Source organism: Listeria fleischmannii subsp. fleischmannii LU2006-1, assembly GCF_000344175.1.
Taxonomy (GTDB): domain Bacteria; phylum Bacillota; class Bacilli; order Lactobacillales; family Listeriaceae; genus Listeria; species Listeria fleischmannii.
In genome coordinates, this window is record NZ_ALWW01000022.1 from 15795 (window position 1) to 30988 (window position 15194).

A 15194-nucleotide genomic window follows, 5' to 3' on the forward strand; every position below is an offset into this window, starting at 1 on the left:
TATGATTGAATGGAAAACGGAGAAAGTATTTGAGGAAATTAAATATGAGTCTCATGGCGGGATTGCGAAGGTGACAATTAATCGTCCGCATGTACATAATGCCTTTACACCAAAAACGGTCATGGAAATGATTGATGCGTTTAATTTGGCACGCGACGATGAAAAAATTGGCGTCATTATTTTAACTGGAGAAGGCGAAAAAGCGTTCTGTTCTGGTGGGGACCAAAAAGTTCGCGGTCACGGTGGCTATGTTGGGGATGACCAAATTCCGCGTCTTAATGTGCTTGATTTACAGCGCTTGATTCGTGTGATTCCAAAACCGGTTATTGCAATGGTTGCTGGCTGGTCTATTGGTGGGGGAAATGTCCTTCAACTTGTTTGTGATATTACGATTGCAGCGGACAATGCGAAGTTTGGACAAACGGGGCCAAATGTTGGGAGCTTTGATGCAGGATATGGATCAGGCTACTTGGCGCGCGTCATCGGTCATAAAAAGGCGAAAGAAGTTTGGTTTATGTGCCGTCAGTATAGTGCTGTGGAAGCACTTGAAATGGGCTGGATTAACACAGTTGTTCCGCTTTCTGAACTGGAAAATGAGACGGTTGCATGGGCAGAAGAAATGCTTAAGAAAAGTCCAACCGCGCTACGTTTCATCAAAGCGGCATTTAATGCGGATACAGATGGTTTAGCGGGTATTCAACAACTCGCAGGAGACGCAACACTTTTATACTATACAACAGATGAAGCGAAAGAAGGACGCGATGCATTTAAAGAAAAACGCGATCCAGACTTCGATCAGTTCCCTAAATTCCCATGATAAATTGGTTAATCAAGCGAGCGCAGGTTTCTAGTCAGAAAACTGCGCTTGTTTATCGCAATAAATCCTATTCTTTTAAAGAAGTGTATCAAACGGCGTCTCATTATGCTGGTCAATTGGCGAGTTTTTCTATTAAAAGTGGAGATTATGTAGGCTTACTTGGAAAAAATAATCGGGAAACTTATTTTATGATTCATGCGATTCATCTTATTGGCGCCATTCCAGTTTTTTTAAATAATCGTTTGACGGCTTCTGAAATGAATTTTCAAATTAAAGACAGCAAGGTAGTTTGCACGTTTTTTGATGATTCTTTTGAGACTATTTCGAGGGATTTAAGCGGTGATTGCTACGCGTTTTCTGATGTAGAAGCCAAAACGCCAAAAGCTTTTTTACCCGTAGAAATGGATTTTAGTGATGTTGCTTCTGTGATGTATACGTCTGGAACGACGGGCTATCCGAAAGGGGTCTTGCAAACGTTTGGCAACCACTTTTTTAGTGGGACGGCCTCTGCCTTAAATTTTGGGCTAAATCCAGCAAAGGATGCTTGGCTTTGTGTGGTGCCGATTTTTCATATTAGCGGGCTGTCGATTTTAATGCGCTCTGTGATTTACGGCATTCCAGTTTTTCTTGAGGAAAAATTTGATGTCGCCTCAGCAAGCGAAAAACTTTTAGGCGGGGAAATAACGCATATTTCGGTTGTTGAAACGATGCTTAAACGTCTTTTAGAAGTGAATCAAGGACCTTTTCATGAAAATTTACGCGTCGTACTTCTCGGCGGGAGTGCCGTTCGAAAAGAGCTCATTGAATCTTGTTTTAAACGGGATATACCGATTGTTCAGTCATACGGAATGACGGAAACAGCCTCTCAAATTGTTGCGCTAGACACATCGCTTGCAAAAGAAAAAATAGGTTCTTCTGGACGCATTTTATTTCCGTCTGAACTACATATCGAAAAAGCAACTGAAACGGATTTAGATGGCGAAATATGGCTACGCGGCCCGACAATCTTTAAAGGCTATTTAAATCAAGCAGAAGCAACAAAAAATGCTTTTTCAAATGGTTATTTCCGTACAGGCGATCTCGGCCATATCGATTCTGACGGTTTCCTCTATGTAGCAGAGCGAAGAGGCGATTTAATTATCTCAGGCGGTGAAAATATTTATCCGACAGAAGTCGAACATGCTATTTTGTTAGATGAAAATGTCCTAGAAGCCGCTGTTGTGGGAAAAAAAGACGCCAAGTGGGGAGAAGTGCCTATTGCACACCTCGTTGTTAGACCCACTTTTGAAGAAGAAAGACTCGTTACGATTTTAAAAAGTAAACTCGCCCCATTTAAAATCCCTAAGTCGTTCCATATTAAAAATGAACTTCCTAAAACAGCGTCTGGTAAAGTAAAACGACACGCCTTAAAATAAATGGGAGGAATCAATTTGTTTCAACAAGAATTAGAGAACGGAATTAGAATCCGAGTGCTAGAACAATCAGATATTGATGCCTATCATAATTTAATTATGGAAGCCAAAGATGAACTAAAAGAATGGCTTACGGTGAGTGAAAAAGTAGCGACAAAAGAGCAAACTGCTGAAAATATTGCCTATCAAATGAAAGTAAATGACCCTGTCCCCACTTTATTTATGATTGAATTCGAAAATCAATTAGTAGGCCAAATTAGTTTCCATACGGTTGATGATACCAATCAAAGTGGTGAAATTGGTTATTGGCTTTTAAAAGCCTATCAAGGTCACGGAATCATGACAAAAGCGCTGAATTTTTTGATAACATATGGTTTTATGACTCTTAAGTTTCACCGACTTGAAATGAAAATTGCAAAGGGAAACACGAAAAGCCATCTGTTAGCTAAAAGGCTTGGGTTTAGGCAAGAAGGAGTTTTAAAAGAAGCCAAATATTTAAATGGGCAATTTATTGATTATATTGTTTATGGCTTGCTAGAACAGGATAAATAAAGAGAATCCAAGCAATTGGATTCTCTCAGACTGCTGACAAATGGTGAGATTCTAGGCAGGGCCGAGTACCGGAGCGGAGCGTACTCGAGTACGTGAGCACCGGAACGGAAGGTTTAACGACGAAGGTTGCCGTTTGTCAGCAGTCTGATTTTGGCGTGCGTCGTTTTGTTTTGCGTAAGCTTTGCGTTTTTCTAAAATAAAGAGAATCCAAGCAATTGGATTCTCTTTATTTTAATAGTTAATAATTTAAAGCTTGTTTCAAGGCATCTAAATTGTCATTCATAATCGAAATATAGTCGCGATTTTCTTTTTCATCTTTTGGCATTAATGTTTCTAAATTGTGTAGTCGTAGCGCTTTAGTATCCGTTTCTTGTTGAATGACATCAGCAATTTTAGAATTAGTGTTTTGTTCAAGCATGATATAAGGAATATTTTCTTGTTTTATCGTATTCACGATACTTTGTAATTTCTTTTGTGAAGGCTCATCGCTCGTTGATACACCTGCAATTGGAATTTGATGTAACCCGTATGCGGTTTCCCAATAAGTGTAAGCGGCATGTGCTGTAACAAAGTCTTTATGTTTGGCGGTCTCTGCCATTTTTTGATACTCTTCATCAAGCGTTTTTAGTTTAGCCACAGTAGTTTCATAATTTTTCTCAAAAGTGGCTTTTTGCTCCGGACTTTCTTTTATAAGTCTATCTTTCACCGTTTTGGCCATCTCTTCCATATAAACAGGGTAGAGCCATACGTGAGGATTATAGTCGCTGTGCTCTTCGTGTTCTTCACCTGAGTCACTATGTTCTTCCTCTTCTTCATTAGATGCTGCATCTGGATCTTTTGGTAAATCAAGATTTTCAGCAAGAGGAACAAATGTTACATTTTCTCCTTTGAGAGTGGTTTTTGCTTTATCCACAAAACTCTCTAAATTTAAACCAACGTAAAAGAGGAGGTCACTATCCGCAATTTTCATCATATCTTTTTGTGTCGGCTCAAAGCTGTGGGCATCTGAACCAGCCGGATAAACACTTGTTACATCGACTTTGTCTCCGCCAATTTCTTCTGCTAAATAAGTAAGAGGATATACTGTTGTATACACCTTTAGTTTGTCATTATCTTGTGAGGCATTGCTGCTTCCGCAAGCGGTAAGTATAAGTAATAGAGCTAAAACGGGAGTTATAATAAACCACTTTTTCAACATATTTTCACTCCTTTTTAAATCAAAATCATTCCGATTTAAATCCCGAAAATTAAATCGTATTGATTACGATTTGAGGGACGTTATTGATATTACACGATTCAATATAAAAAAGCAAGTCTTTTATTAAAAAAACTGCTAATCGGATCAGCAGTTTTTCGTTTTGTATAAAAAAATCATTTTGTGCTATATTAATGATGATGGTGATGCGAGCATTCAGATTCCTTTTTTGGAGGAACTAAATCCACACCGCCTTTATGGAATGGGTGACATTTTAAAATACGCCTAATGGCTAGATAACTTCCTTTTATAGCTCCGTGCGTTTCAATCGCTTCCATCCCGTACTGGGAACAGGTGGGATAAAACCGGCAGGAGGCTGGCGTTAAGGGAGAAATCACTTTACGGTAAAAGCGAATTCCGCCAAGTAAAAATCTTTTTAACATGTTTTCACCTTCTATTTCATGCTAATTCTAGCTTACCATATTTTTTCAAAAAAGAAAGGGTGTAGCTCATGTTTTCTTATCGTGACGATGTAGGATCAAAAGTATCGATTTATTTTACGAAGCAGGAAAAAGAGTGTGATGACTGTTTGATTATCCCGCTTTACGAAGAAAAATGGTTGTTTACAAACCATAAAGTTCGAGGCATTGAATTTCCAGGAGGCAAGGGGGAGGGAAATGAAACAACCATCCAAGCAGCCATACGGGAATTAATGGAAGAAACTGGGGCATATGCGGACACTTTTCATTTTATCGCGGATTATGTGGTAGAATCAGCGGATAGAACATTTACGAAACGCGTTTTTTTTTGCCCGGATAAAAGGATTTCAGCAACAAAATGATTATTTAGAAACAAACGGACCTGTTCTAATGAAAGGTGAATTGGCAGAACTTGTTCAGCAACCGGAATTTAGCTTTTTTATGCGAGATAGTGGTATGCAAGAAATTTTAAAAAAATTTGAAAGAGAAACTAGCCAAAGAAAATACTTTTCTGCTATGATAAAGAAGAAATGGAGGGATTCTGATGGGGATGCCGGTTGAAGTAAATACTATGGTCGTAACAAAAGGACTTGAAAAAAGAATTACAGATAAATTTTTTTGAACTAAAAAAAGAAGGATATCGCATTTACCCAATTGATGTACCAATTGAGCTTCGCAAAACAAAAGACGGGGAAGTAAACGGTCTAGTCATTCCAAGGAAATTAATTTGGGAAGAAAATACAACCATCATTACATATGAACTAATTTCCTTAAATTCAAGCAACTAAAAAAACAGGTCGCATTTATTTCGTCGCGACCTGTTTTTTCTTCTTATTTTTTTTGTGTGGCTGTAGATTTTCTTTTTGTAAAGGAAGCTAAACTAATAATGAGTGCCACAACATATTCTAGGAAACTAGCGATAAATAAGGCAATCGCAATTTCAGTTTGTTTAATCCCACCACCGTAAAAGCTAATGAAAAAGATGATTCCACTAGCAACTAATCCTACTGTAGCAAGAAAATACTTGAACCAACGCCATTTTACAATAAATTCAAATAAAAGCAGAGCTGCAATAAAGCCCGCAAAAATAATCAAAGTTAACGGAATTAATGTCATATTTTTTTCTCCTTATGATTTCCATCTCGTATAAACTGGAAATCTCTTCCTAATTTTAACCATTCTATCATACCACAGGTTTAAAAATATGATAAGAGGAAAGAAAAAGAAGAGGAGGTTTTTCTAATGAAGGAAATCGTTTTTTATGATGAACAATGCGCATTTTGTATAGAAGTTAAGCAGCTGATGATGAAATTTGATAAGAAAGAAAAGTTAAATTTTCAACCTCTTCAAAGTTATCAAGGAGCTTATTTTTCAACAAAAGATTTGTCACGCGAGCTGCATGTTGTAAGCGAAAGCGGTCGTATTTACCGAGGGTTCTATGCGGTTAGGCAAATACTTTCGCACCTCACTTTTTGGAAATGGGTAACGCCGCTCTTCTATCTACCTGGTATACCGTTTCTTGGGCGAAAAATCTATCGTTTGGTTGCCAAACACCGAGGTAAAATAATGCGTTATTTGAAAAAATATTGGCCGTTTGTGCTATACTAAAAAACATGTTTTTAAAAAAAGGGAAGTGTTGGAAATTTGAAAATTTCTTTTAATCTTGCATTCAGAATTATTGAAAATATTTACAAAACGGAATCCAACCTCCTTGAACTTGTGAATGACCGGTCGAAATTTGGGAGGAAAAATTTACCGAATAAAACGGATTTTTTATGGACCATTTATCAACTTGAAGAAGCCGGTTATGTTTTTCGCTACAACAGCAACCACGGCATCCGTTATGGACGAACAGAAAAAGGCGATTTTATATATGAAAAATATAAGGATCTGCCGGTCAGTAAATGGCCTGAATTTTTTATAGATGATGAAGCGTAAATTAGGGTTGCAACAGCATGTGACGTATGTTATTCTAAACAAGAACGAAATCAACTCTTATCCAGAGCGGTAGAGGGACTGGCCCTTTGAAGCCCAGCAACCTACACTTTTTGTTGTAAGGTGCTAACCTGAGCAGGAGAAATCCTGACCGATGAGAGCGAAGGTACGAACTTTCAAGCCTTTTCTCTATGCCTGTCTATGTAGAGAATAGGGCTTTTTTTCTTGCCATACGCGGATGGAAGAGATTAAAAGGAGGAAATATCGAATGACTGAAAATCGTCATTTATTCACATCAGAATCTGTTTCTGATGGACATCCAGATAAAATAGCAGACCAAATATCCGATGCGATTTTAGATGCTATTATTACGAAAGATCCAGATGCACGTGTCGCTTGTGAAACGACTGTGACAACTGGACTTGTTCTTGTAGCAGGTGAAATTACAACATCTGTTTATGTGGACATTCCAAAAATTGTCAGGCAAACCATTAAAGAAATTGGCTATACACGAGCTAAATATGGTTTTGATGCAGAAACCTGTGCCGTTTTAACTGCTATTGATGAACAATCACCTGATATCGCACAAGGTGTGGATGAATCCCTCGAGTCACGTAATGGTGAAAAAGAAGCGGATCTACTCGCAACTGGTGCTGGCGATCAAGGGTTAATGTTCGGATTTGCAACAGATGAAACAGAGGATTTAATGCCCTTACCGATTCATTTAGCGCATGGTCTATCGCGAAAAATTGCTGAATTAAGAAAAACAAAAGTGCTTGATTATTTGCGCCCTGATGCCAAAACACAAGTGACTGTGGAATATGATGAGAACAATCAACCTGTACGAATTGATACGATTGTTATTTCCACTCAACATCATCCGGAAATCTCAAATGAAACGATACATGAGGATATGCTTGAAAAAGTGATTCATGCTGTTATTGATGAGAAATTACTAGACGAACAAACCAAATATTTCATTAACCCAACAGGTCGTTTTGTAATTGGTGGCCCGCAAGGTGATGCGGGGCTGACTGGTCGAAAAATCATTGTAGACACATACGGCGGTTATGCAAGACACGGCGGAGGTGCTTTTTCTGGAAAAGATCCGACCAAAGTAGATCGTTCTGGCGCATATGCTGCTCGCTATGTGGCGAAAAATATTGTAGCAGCTGGTTTGGCTAAAAAAGTAGAAGTACAGCTAGCCTATGCAATTGGTGTCGCGCACCCTGTTTCTATTTCCATTGAAACATATGGAACGAGCGATTATTCTGAAAAAGATCTTATTGCCGCTGTACGCGCTCATTTTGATTTGCGTCCTGCAGGAATTATAAAGATGCTTGATTTACAGCGCCCTATTTATCGTCAAACAGCAGCATTTGGTCACTTTGGACGCTCTGATTTACAATTACCATGGGAAGAGACGAATAAAGCTTCTGACTTAAAGGCTTTTTTAAAACAAACTGTAAGTAAATCCTAAATAGTTGAAAACGCTGCTTTATGCGAGCAGCGTTTTTTTCTGAATCAAACTGTGCAAACTATCGCGCTTTATGATATGATAGACGTTGTGTAAATGAGAAATCAAATGAAATTTTAAAATAGAGGAGAATGTCAGAATGTGTGGATTTGTAGGATGCGTTCATGACCGCATTGCTGAAATTACTGGTGAAGAAAAACAAACGTTTAAAGAAATGAATGATATGATTACTCATCGTGGTCCTGATGACGAAGGATACTATACAGATGATCATGTCCAATTTGGATTTAGACGTTTAAGTATTATTGATGTAGAAAACGGGCACCAACCATTAACTTATGAAAATGAACGTTATTGGATTATTTTTAACGGAGAAGTTTATAATTATGTAGAACTTCGCGCCTCCCTTAAAGCAGATGGGCTTACGTTTGAAACTGAGAGTGATACAGAAGTTATTATTGCTACATATGCGAAATACAAGGAAAAAACAGCCGAAAAATTACGCGGTATGTTTGGTTTTGTTATTTGGGATAAAGTCGAAAATACGGTTTACGGCGCTCGCGACCCATTTGGGATAAAACCTTTCTTTTATGCAGAAGAAAATGGCAAGCTCTACATGGGCTCTGAAAAAAAATCAATATTGCATGCCTTAAAAAAACAAAAAAATTAGACGAAGTATCTCTACAAAATTATATGACTTATCAATTTGTTCCAGAACCCGATACGCTCACAGCTGAAGTGAAAAGACTACTTCCGGGCCATTATTTTACTAAAAAAATCGGTGGCGAAATGGTGTTTACGCAATATTTCAAACCTGAATTTGCGGCGGTTTCTAAATCTGAGGATACGTTTATAAAAGAAATCCGTGATGTCATGTATGATTCCGTTAAAATGCACATGCGTTCTGATGTTCCAGTCGGATCATTTCTTTCTGGCGGTATCGATTCCTCCATTATTGCGGCTATCGCAAAAGAATACCACCCAGCGATTAAAACATTTTCTGTTGGTTTTGAACGCGACGGATTTAGTGAAATTGATGTGGCCAAAGAAACTGCGGATAAACTTGGCGTAGAAAATATTAGCTATGTCATTACACCACAAGAATATATGGAAGAATTACCTAAAATAGTGTGGCATATGGATGATCCGCTTGCTGATCCTGCTGCGATTCCACTTTATTTCTTATCACGTGAAGCGCGCAAACAAGTTACGGTTGCACTTTCAGGAGAAGGCGCGGACGAACTTTTTGGCGGGTATAATATTTATAACGAGCCTAATTCGCTTTCTATGTTTAACAAAATGCCACAGATTTTTAAATCACTGCTCGGTAATGTAGCAAAAGTGATGCCAGAAGGAATGCGCGGTAAAAGCTTTTTAGAACGCGGAACTACCCCGATGGAAGAACGTTATATCGGGAATGCCAAAATGTTTACAGAAGCAGAAAAACGCATTTTACTGCCTGGATATATAGAAGGGCACGATTATACCAATATCACCAAACCGTTTTACGACGAAACAAAAAATTATGGACCAGTCGAAAGAATGCAATACATTGATATGCATACATGGCTACGCGGCGATATTTTACTAAAAGCTGACCGCATGACAATGGCCAATTCACTGGAAGTGCGAGTTCCTTTCTTGGATAAAGAAGTGTTTAACGTTGCGAAACAAATTCCCGCATCGCTTAAAACGACAAACGGAACAACCAAATACGTTTTACGTAAAGCGGCAGAAACTTTTGTTCCCGAGCACGTATTAAATCGTCGTAAATTAGGGTTCCCTGTTCCCATTCGCCACTGGTTAAAAGACGAAATGAACGAGTGGGTTAAAAAGATTATCCATGAATCTGAAACGGACCATTTAATTAATAAACAATATGTTTTACAATTACTGGATGACCATTCAGCTGGTAAACATGACTACAGCCGGAAAATTTGGACCGTTGTCATCTTTATGATTTGGTATTCTATCTATATTGAAGAAAAATATAATTTTACAAAATAAGAAGAGCGTGTGGAAATTCATTCCTGTTTAATGCAGAAATAATTTCCATACCCTCTTTTTTTTTATTTTTTTTAACCAAATTTCTGTTTTCTAAAATAATCAAAATGACTATTTTATTTTGAGATTCTGGGTATATATAAGTTATGGAAGAAAGGAGGTTATAGATGATAGGTTGTAGTAGTTTTACACTTGAAACAGAGGATAAAAATCATTTTTTATCAAGAACGATGGATTTTTCATTATATACGGATAGTGGGGTAGTCATTATTCCAAGAAATTATGATATGGAAATTCGTAATGATAAAGTCCAAAAAACGAAATTAGCATTTTTAGGTATGGCGGCATATGAACTTAAAACACCCATTTTTTATGATGGTTTAAACGAAAGTGGTGTCGCAGGAGCAACTTTATACTATCCAGGATTTGCCACTTATACAAATAATCCGTCAAAAGAGGCTATAAATCCGCTTCATGTGGTCAGTTATGTATTAGCAAATGCAAACTCAGTAGATGAAGTGATTGAGCTAATTAACGGTATGGATATTTTAAACGAAGCTAATCCCATTTTAAATGTTGTCCCACCGTTACATTATATTTTTTCCGATAAAACGGGAAGAAAGATTATTGTAGAACCAGATTCGGATGGGATAAAAATTTATGAAGATAATGTCGGCGTTTTAACGAATAGTCCAAGTTACGCTTGGCATGAGCAAAATTTACGAAATTATATTAGTGTAAATCCAAGACAAAATACACCCATTCAAACAGCTGAAAAAACTTTTAGTGCATTTGGGCAAGGAAGTGGCACATTCGGGCTTCCAGGCGATTACACACCACCTGCACGTTTTGTACGCACAGCTTATATGAAATTTTATGCAGAACAACCAAAAGATGAACTAGACGGCGTCACACAAATTTTCCATATGCTAGCGCCAGTCGAAGTTCCGCGGGGAGCCGTTGTACATCAAAATGGACATTTTGATTACTCGATGTATATGGCCTCGATGTGTATGACCAGCATGAATTACTATTTTACAGAATACAACAATCGGCGGATTAAAAAAATTTCTTTAGAACATGCTGACAAAGAAAAAACAACAATAACAGTATATCCGCTTACAATGAAGCAAGATATCGATGTACTAAATTAGGAGGATGGACGATGAAAAGAATTTCATTAGAAAAAGAAGCATTACAATTTAGCGAGGACAATTCAAAACCACCATTTTTATTTGAGATGGCACCTGAAAAAGGACGTCAAATTGTCGAAGAACTTCAATCAAGCGAGGTTTTTAAATATCCTGTACAAAAAGAAATCGAAACATGGGATACTGGCGAATGGGGCAAAATTAACGTCCATATTATTAAACCTGAAAAAATTAACGCGACTTTACCCGTTATTTTATATATTCACGGCGCTGGTTGGGTATTTGGAAGTGAACACACGCATGATAAACTAATTCGTGAGCTTGCTGTTCGTACGAATTCTGTTGTTATTGCACCTGAATATTCTTTATCCCCAGAAGCAAAATATCCAACTGCCATTGAACAAAATTATGAGGTTTTAAAACAGCTAGAAAGTGTTTCTAAAAAACACCAATTTGATCCAACTAACATTTCGGTTGCTGGTGATAGCGTTGGTGGGAACATGGCAACGGTAATGACGATTATGGCGAAGAAACGTCAAGGACCAAAAATTCAAAAACAATTATTGTTCTATCCTGTAACGAATGCTAGTTTTGATACAGGTTCATATAATGAGTTTGCGGAAGGCTATTACTTATATAAAGAAGGGATGAAGTGGTTCTGGGATCAATATACGACCGATCCGAATGAACGTAAAGAAATTACCGCATCCCCTTTACTTGCAACAAAAGAGGATTTAACGGGGCTTCCTAAAGCATTAATTTTAAACGGGGAAGCAGATGTTCTTCGCGATGAAGGGGAGGAATATGCGAGACATCTTCGTGCAGCTGGCGTTGATGTAACAGCTATTCGTTTCCAAGGCATGATTCATGATTTCGTGATGTTAAATGTACTCGATCAAACTAAAGCTTGCCGTGCTGCAATGGATATTGCTATTGCATGGATGAATAAATAAAAAAAGATAGAGAGCAGGAAACACCTGCTCTCTATCTTTTTTCAATGGCCACAACAAACGGCGGATTATTTTGTTGGTTGATAAAACCATACCGAAGAACGTGGAAATCTTTTTGTGGCAAAGATTCTGCGTATTTTAAAACGGCACTCTTTTCGGCTTTTCCGGCATCATGACCATGGTAGATGACCAAAATGACGATACCTTGTGGCACGAGTTTTTCCAAAACCTGCGTAATACTTTCAATTGTAGAATCGCTTCTAGTGGTTATTGATTTATCCCCACCAGGCAGGTAACCAAGATTATAGATGGCCGCTTTAATGGGTTCTAGAACGTAACGATTGATTTCTGCATGACTTTTTTTAAATAGTTTCACTTGATTCAAGCTATTATTTTCTATAAGTCGCGCGGATGTATGTTCGATTGCTTCCTCTTGAATATCAAACGCGTAAACTGTACCGTTTGGGCCAACTAAATTGGAAAGGAAGAGTGTGTCATGACCGTTTCCGCAAGTGGCGTCTAGCACCACATCTCCTGCGAAAACAATCTTTTTTAGTAAGCGATGACTAAAGGGAAGAATACCATCTAAATTCATGCTTTTACCCCCGAAAAATATTTGCCTTGGTAGCTATCACGCCAAACGAGTTCGCGGTCAATCGCGTTTAACACCTCGAACTTATTTAAGCTCCACATTGGGCCGATTAAATCGCTCGCCCCGCCGTCTCCTGTAATCCGGTGAATCACCATTTCTTTTGGTAAAAGCTCAAGTTGGTCACAAACGAGATTAATATAGTCTTCTTGCGTCATAAACTCTAGGTCGCCACGCTTATAGTCCTCTACCATTGGAGTCCCTTTTAAAAGGTGGAGGAGGTGGATTTTAATTCCTTCAACACCACTCTCTGCGACTTTTCGTGCGGTTTCAAGCATCATATCAGGGGTCTCTTTAGGAAGGCCATTAATGATGTGCGTGCAAACCCGAATCCCTCTTGCATGTAATTTTTCTACCCCTTCTAGATACATATCATAATCGTGTGCCCGATTAATCAATTTTCCGGTTTCATCATGCGCGGACTGAAGACCAAGTTCTACCCACAAATAAGTACGCTCATTTAGCTCAGCTAAATAATCTACGACATCATCAGGTAAACAATCAGGTCGCGTAGCAATTGAAAGCCCAACGACACCCTCTTCATTCATCACCGTTTCATATTTTTCGCGTAAAACAGAGACGGGGGCGTGGGTGTTTGTAAAAGCTTGGAAAAATGCGATATATTTACCGTCTTTCCATTTATGGTGCATTTTATTTCGTATATCATCAAATTGGGTTTTTAAATCAAATTGGCGATCGCCAGCGAAATCGCCTGAACCAGCTGCACTACAAAATGTACAACCACCACGGGCCACAGTGCCATCACGGTTAGGGCAGTCAAATCCGCCATCTAATGCTACTTTAAAAATTTTCATACCAAATTGTTTACGAAGACAATAATTCCATGTGTGATAACGCTTATTATCTAGGCTATAAGGAAAGGGATTTACTTCTGTCACAATACTTCTACTCCTTTATGTTCAATGTGTTTAGTTTACCACAAAATAAACGCTTTAGGTTGACGAGGAAAACAAAGTTTGTTATATTTATTTTACTTTCTCTTAGTAAAGTGCTAATACATTAAAATGAAAAGGAAGTTTATACGATGTCACAGAAAAAGAAAATGGGCTTTTTTATTTTAACAGCCCTTGTTATCGGAAATATGATTGGTTCGGGAATTTTTATGCTCCCGCGTCAAATGGCGGAGGTGGCTAGTCCACTTGCTATTTTACTAGCATGGTCCATAACGGGACTTGGCGTTCTTATGATTGCGCTTGTTTTTGGAAATTTGGCAGTCAGAAGACCAGATTTAACTAGTGGGGCACAAAGTCATGCTTATGCTTTATTTAAAAATCAAAATGCGAAACAGATGGCCGGTTTTATCGCTGTTTGGAGTTACTGGGTAGCGAACTGGGCAGGGAACGTGTCGATTATCACATCATTTGCCGGTTATTTATCTGTTTTTTTTCCAATATTAAACAGTACTGATACTTTGGTGCAAATCGGAGGCTATAAGCTAGCAGAAGGGCAGCTTATCACTTTTTTTGTATGTTCGCTCTTGCTTTGGGGCGTTGCCTTCATCATTTCACGCGGCGTAAGTGCAGCAGGAAAAATCAATTTAATTGCCACTATCGCGAAAGTCGTCGGCTTCTTTTTATTCATCATTATCGCCGTATTTGCCTTTCAATCTGCTAAAATGGGCGCGTTTTACCACCCTGTTTATGACGCGGACGGACTGAAAAATGGCTTATTGTCGCAGGTAAATAAAGCGGCTATTGTAACACTTTGGGCGTTTATTGGAATCGAATCGGCGATGATGTTTGCCGGCCGTGCTAAGTCTGGCCGTACTATTCAGGCGGCTACGATTTCGGGGCTTGCCATTTCCGTTTTATTATACATTTCTATATCCGTTTTAACACTAGGACTTATTCCAAAAGAACAGTTACTTGGAAGCGCAAGCCCACTTGCTGACGCGCTCAATTCCGTAATTGGAAGTGGCGGTTCAGCCATCATGGCCGTTCTAGCACTTATTTGCCTATTCGGCTCAACAATTGGTTGGATTATGCTAAGTTCCGAAGCCCCTCATCAGGCTGCAAAAAATGGACTTTTCCTTCCTTATTTAAAAAAAGTGAATCAAAATGGTACGCCAGTTCGAGCGCTCGTTCTAACTTGTGTAGCGTCACAGTTATTCATTTTATCTACGCTATCAGGTAGCATTGCTGTCGCCTACGATTTTGTCGTAAAAGTTTCAACACTTGCCTTTCTGGTGCAGTATTTTATTTCACCTATTTTCCAAATGAAACTAGCATTAACGGGACTCGGCTACGAACATTCTTCGCGTGCAAAACGTATTATGGATGGGATTATTGCACTACTCGCGCTTATTTATAGTGCATGGATTATTAAAAGCGGCACAGAAAATTTAATCGTGTTCGGCCTAAGTTTAGGGCTGTTTTTACTTGGTTTTATCCTTTATCCATTAATGAAACGAGGGTTAAACAAATAGTTGGGGAAGGGCATTAAAATATATTTGTAAATTGATTAAATCTCTTTTTTATAGTAGGATGAAAATGTAGGACTAAATACTTAAATCGTGAAAACGGACTTCGTTTCTGTAGAATGAATGTCCCAAC

At 38.4% G+C, this 15194-nt stretch carries 14 protein-coding genes, 3 pseudogenes and 1 riboswitch; of the genes and pseudogenes, 12 read left to right on the forward strand and 5 right to left on the reverse strand.

The features are described 5' to 3' along the window. The first annotated feature begins 1 nt into the window (after position 1). From menB to LFLEISCH_RS07915, 3 genes are read left to right on the forward strand one after another with little or no spacing between them, the layout of a single operon-like run. On the forward strand, positions 2–817 hold the full coding sequence (gene menB / locus LFLEISCH_RS07905; protein WP_007475235.1) for a 1,4-dihydroxy-2-naphthoyl-CoA synthase: 816 nt from the start codon (positions 2–4) through the stop codon (positions 815–817). After that, positions 814–2232, forward strand: a complete 1419-nt coding sequence (locus LFLEISCH_RS07910; RefSeq protein ID WP_007475237.1) for an o-succinylbenzoate--CoA ligase — start codon at positions 814–816, stop codon at positions 2230–2232. Before menB ends, LFLEISCH_RS07910 begins: the two co-directional genes overlap by 4 nt. A gap of 15 nt (positions 2233–2247) precedes the next feature. After that, complete coding sequence (locus LFLEISCH_RS07915) at positions 2248–2781, forward strand: GNAT family N-acetyltransferase (RefSeq protein ID WP_007475239.1); 534 nt, start codon at positions 2248–2250, stop codon at positions 2779–2781. A 238-nt stretch (positions 2782–3019) separates the two neighbouring features. Here LFLEISCH_RS07915 and LFLEISCH_RS07920 read toward each other — a convergent pair whose 3' ends face one another. Both LFLEISCH_RS07920 and yidD read right to left on the reverse strand, forming a co-directional pair. Continuing rightward, positions 3020–3979, reverse strand: coding sequence for a metal ABC transporter substrate-binding protein (locus LFLEISCH_RS07920; protein WP_007475241.1), 960 nt, complete (start codon positions 3977–3979; stop codon positions 3020–3022). 188 nt (positions 3980–4167) lie between these two features. Further along, a complete protein-coding gene (gene yidD, locus LFLEISCH_RS07925; protein ID WP_007475243.1) occupies positions 4168–4419 on the reverse strand; it encodes a membrane protein insertion efficiency factor YidD in 252 nt (83 codons plus the stop codon). A gap of 68 nt (positions 4420–4487) precedes the next feature. Here yidD and ytkD point away from each other — a divergent pair. Beyond that, positions 4488–5016 (forward strand): annotated as a pseudogene (gene ytkD, locus LFLEISCH_RS07930) (RNA deprotection pyrophosphohydrolase). Next, positions 5000–5243: pseudogene (locus tag LFLEISCH_RS07935) on the forward strand (DUF2584 domain-containing protein). The pseudogenes ytkD and LFLEISCH_RS07935 overlap by 17 nt, the downstream one beginning before the upstream one ends. A 43-nt stretch (positions 5244–5286) precedes the next feature. Here the strand turns inward: LFLEISCH_RS07935 and LFLEISCH_RS07940 are convergent. Beyond that, positions 5287–5571 carry a hypothetical protein gene (locus LFLEISCH_RS07940; RefSeq protein WP_007475247.1) on the reverse strand — a complete coding sequence of 95 codons (285 nt, stop codon included), beginning with the start codon at positions 5569–5571 and terminating at the stop codon, positions 5287–5289. A 126-nt stretch (positions 5572–5697) separates the two neighbouring features. Here LFLEISCH_RS07940 and LFLEISCH_RS07945 point away from each other — a divergent pair, with 126 nt between their 5' ends. From LFLEISCH_RS07945 to LFLEISCH_RS07970, 6 genes and pseudogenes are all read left to right on the forward strand, one after another. Further along, positions 5698–6063 carry a thiol-disulfide oxidoreductase DCC family protein gene (locus tag LFLEISCH_RS07945; protein WP_007475248.1) on the forward strand — a complete coding sequence of 122 codons (366 nt, stop codon included), beginning with the start codon at positions 5698–5700 and terminating at the stop codon, positions 6061–6063. Between the two features lie 36 nt (positions 6064–6099). Beyond that, positions 6100–6393, forward strand: a complete 294-nt coding sequence (locus LFLEISCH_RS07950) for a DUF3116 family protein (protein WP_007475249.1) — start codon at positions 6100–6102, stop codon at positions 6391–6393. Positions 6394–6447: 54 nt separating this feature from the next. Further along, positions 6448–6551, forward strand: a riboswitch (SAM riboswitch). Between the two features lie 107 nt (positions 6552–6658). After that, on the forward strand, positions 6659–7870 hold the full coding sequence (gene metK, locus LFLEISCH_RS07955; RefSeq protein WP_007475250.1) for a methionine adenosyltransferase: 1212 nt from the start codon (positions 6659–6661) through the stop codon (positions 7868–7870). Between the two features lie 136 nt (positions 7871–8006). After that, positions 8007–9874 (forward strand): annotated as a pseudogene (gene asnB, locus LFLEISCH_RS07960) (asparagine synthase (glutamine-hydrolyzing)). Between the two features lie 164 nt (positions 9875–10038). After that, a complete protein-coding gene (locus tag LFLEISCH_RS07965) occupies positions 10039–11025 on the forward strand; it encodes a choloylglycine hydrolase family protein (RefSeq protein ID WP_007475251.1) in 987 nt (328 codons plus the stop codon). A gap of 11 nt (positions 11026–11036) precedes the next feature. Then, on the forward strand, positions 11037–11975 hold the full coding sequence (locus LFLEISCH_RS07970) for an alpha/beta hydrolase (RefSeq protein WP_007475258.1): 939 nt from the start codon (positions 11037–11039) through the stop codon (positions 11973–11975). A 31-nt stretch (positions 11976–12006) separates the two neighbouring features. Here the strand turns inward: LFLEISCH_RS07970 and mnmM are convergent, their stop codons facing one another. Then, the gene (gene mnmM, locus LFLEISCH_RS07975; protein WP_007475260.1) at positions 12007–12567 is read right to left on the reverse strand and encodes a tRNA 5-(aminomethyl)-2-thiouridylate-methyltransferase MnmM; all 561 of its coding nucleotides are present in this window, start codon (positions 12565–12567) and stop codon (positions 12007–12009) included. Then, positions 12564–13520: a tRNA modification radical SAM protein MnmL/YtqA gene (mnmL, locus tag LFLEISCH_RS07980; protein WP_007475262.1), complete on the reverse strand. Its 957-nt coding sequence runs from the start codon at positions 13518–13520 to the stop codon at positions 12564–12566. The genes mnmM and mnmL overlap by 4 nt, the downstream gene beginning before the upstream one ends. Before the next feature lie 146 nt (positions 13521–13666). On the opposite strand from mnmL, the gene LFLEISCH_RS07985 reads away from it, so the two are divergent. Further along, positions 13667–15067, forward strand: a complete 1401-nt coding sequence (locus tag LFLEISCH_RS07985; RefSeq protein WP_007475264.1) for an amino acid permease — start codon at positions 13667–13669, stop codon at positions 15065–15067. The last annotated feature ends 127 nt before the right edge of the window (positions 15068–15194 follow it).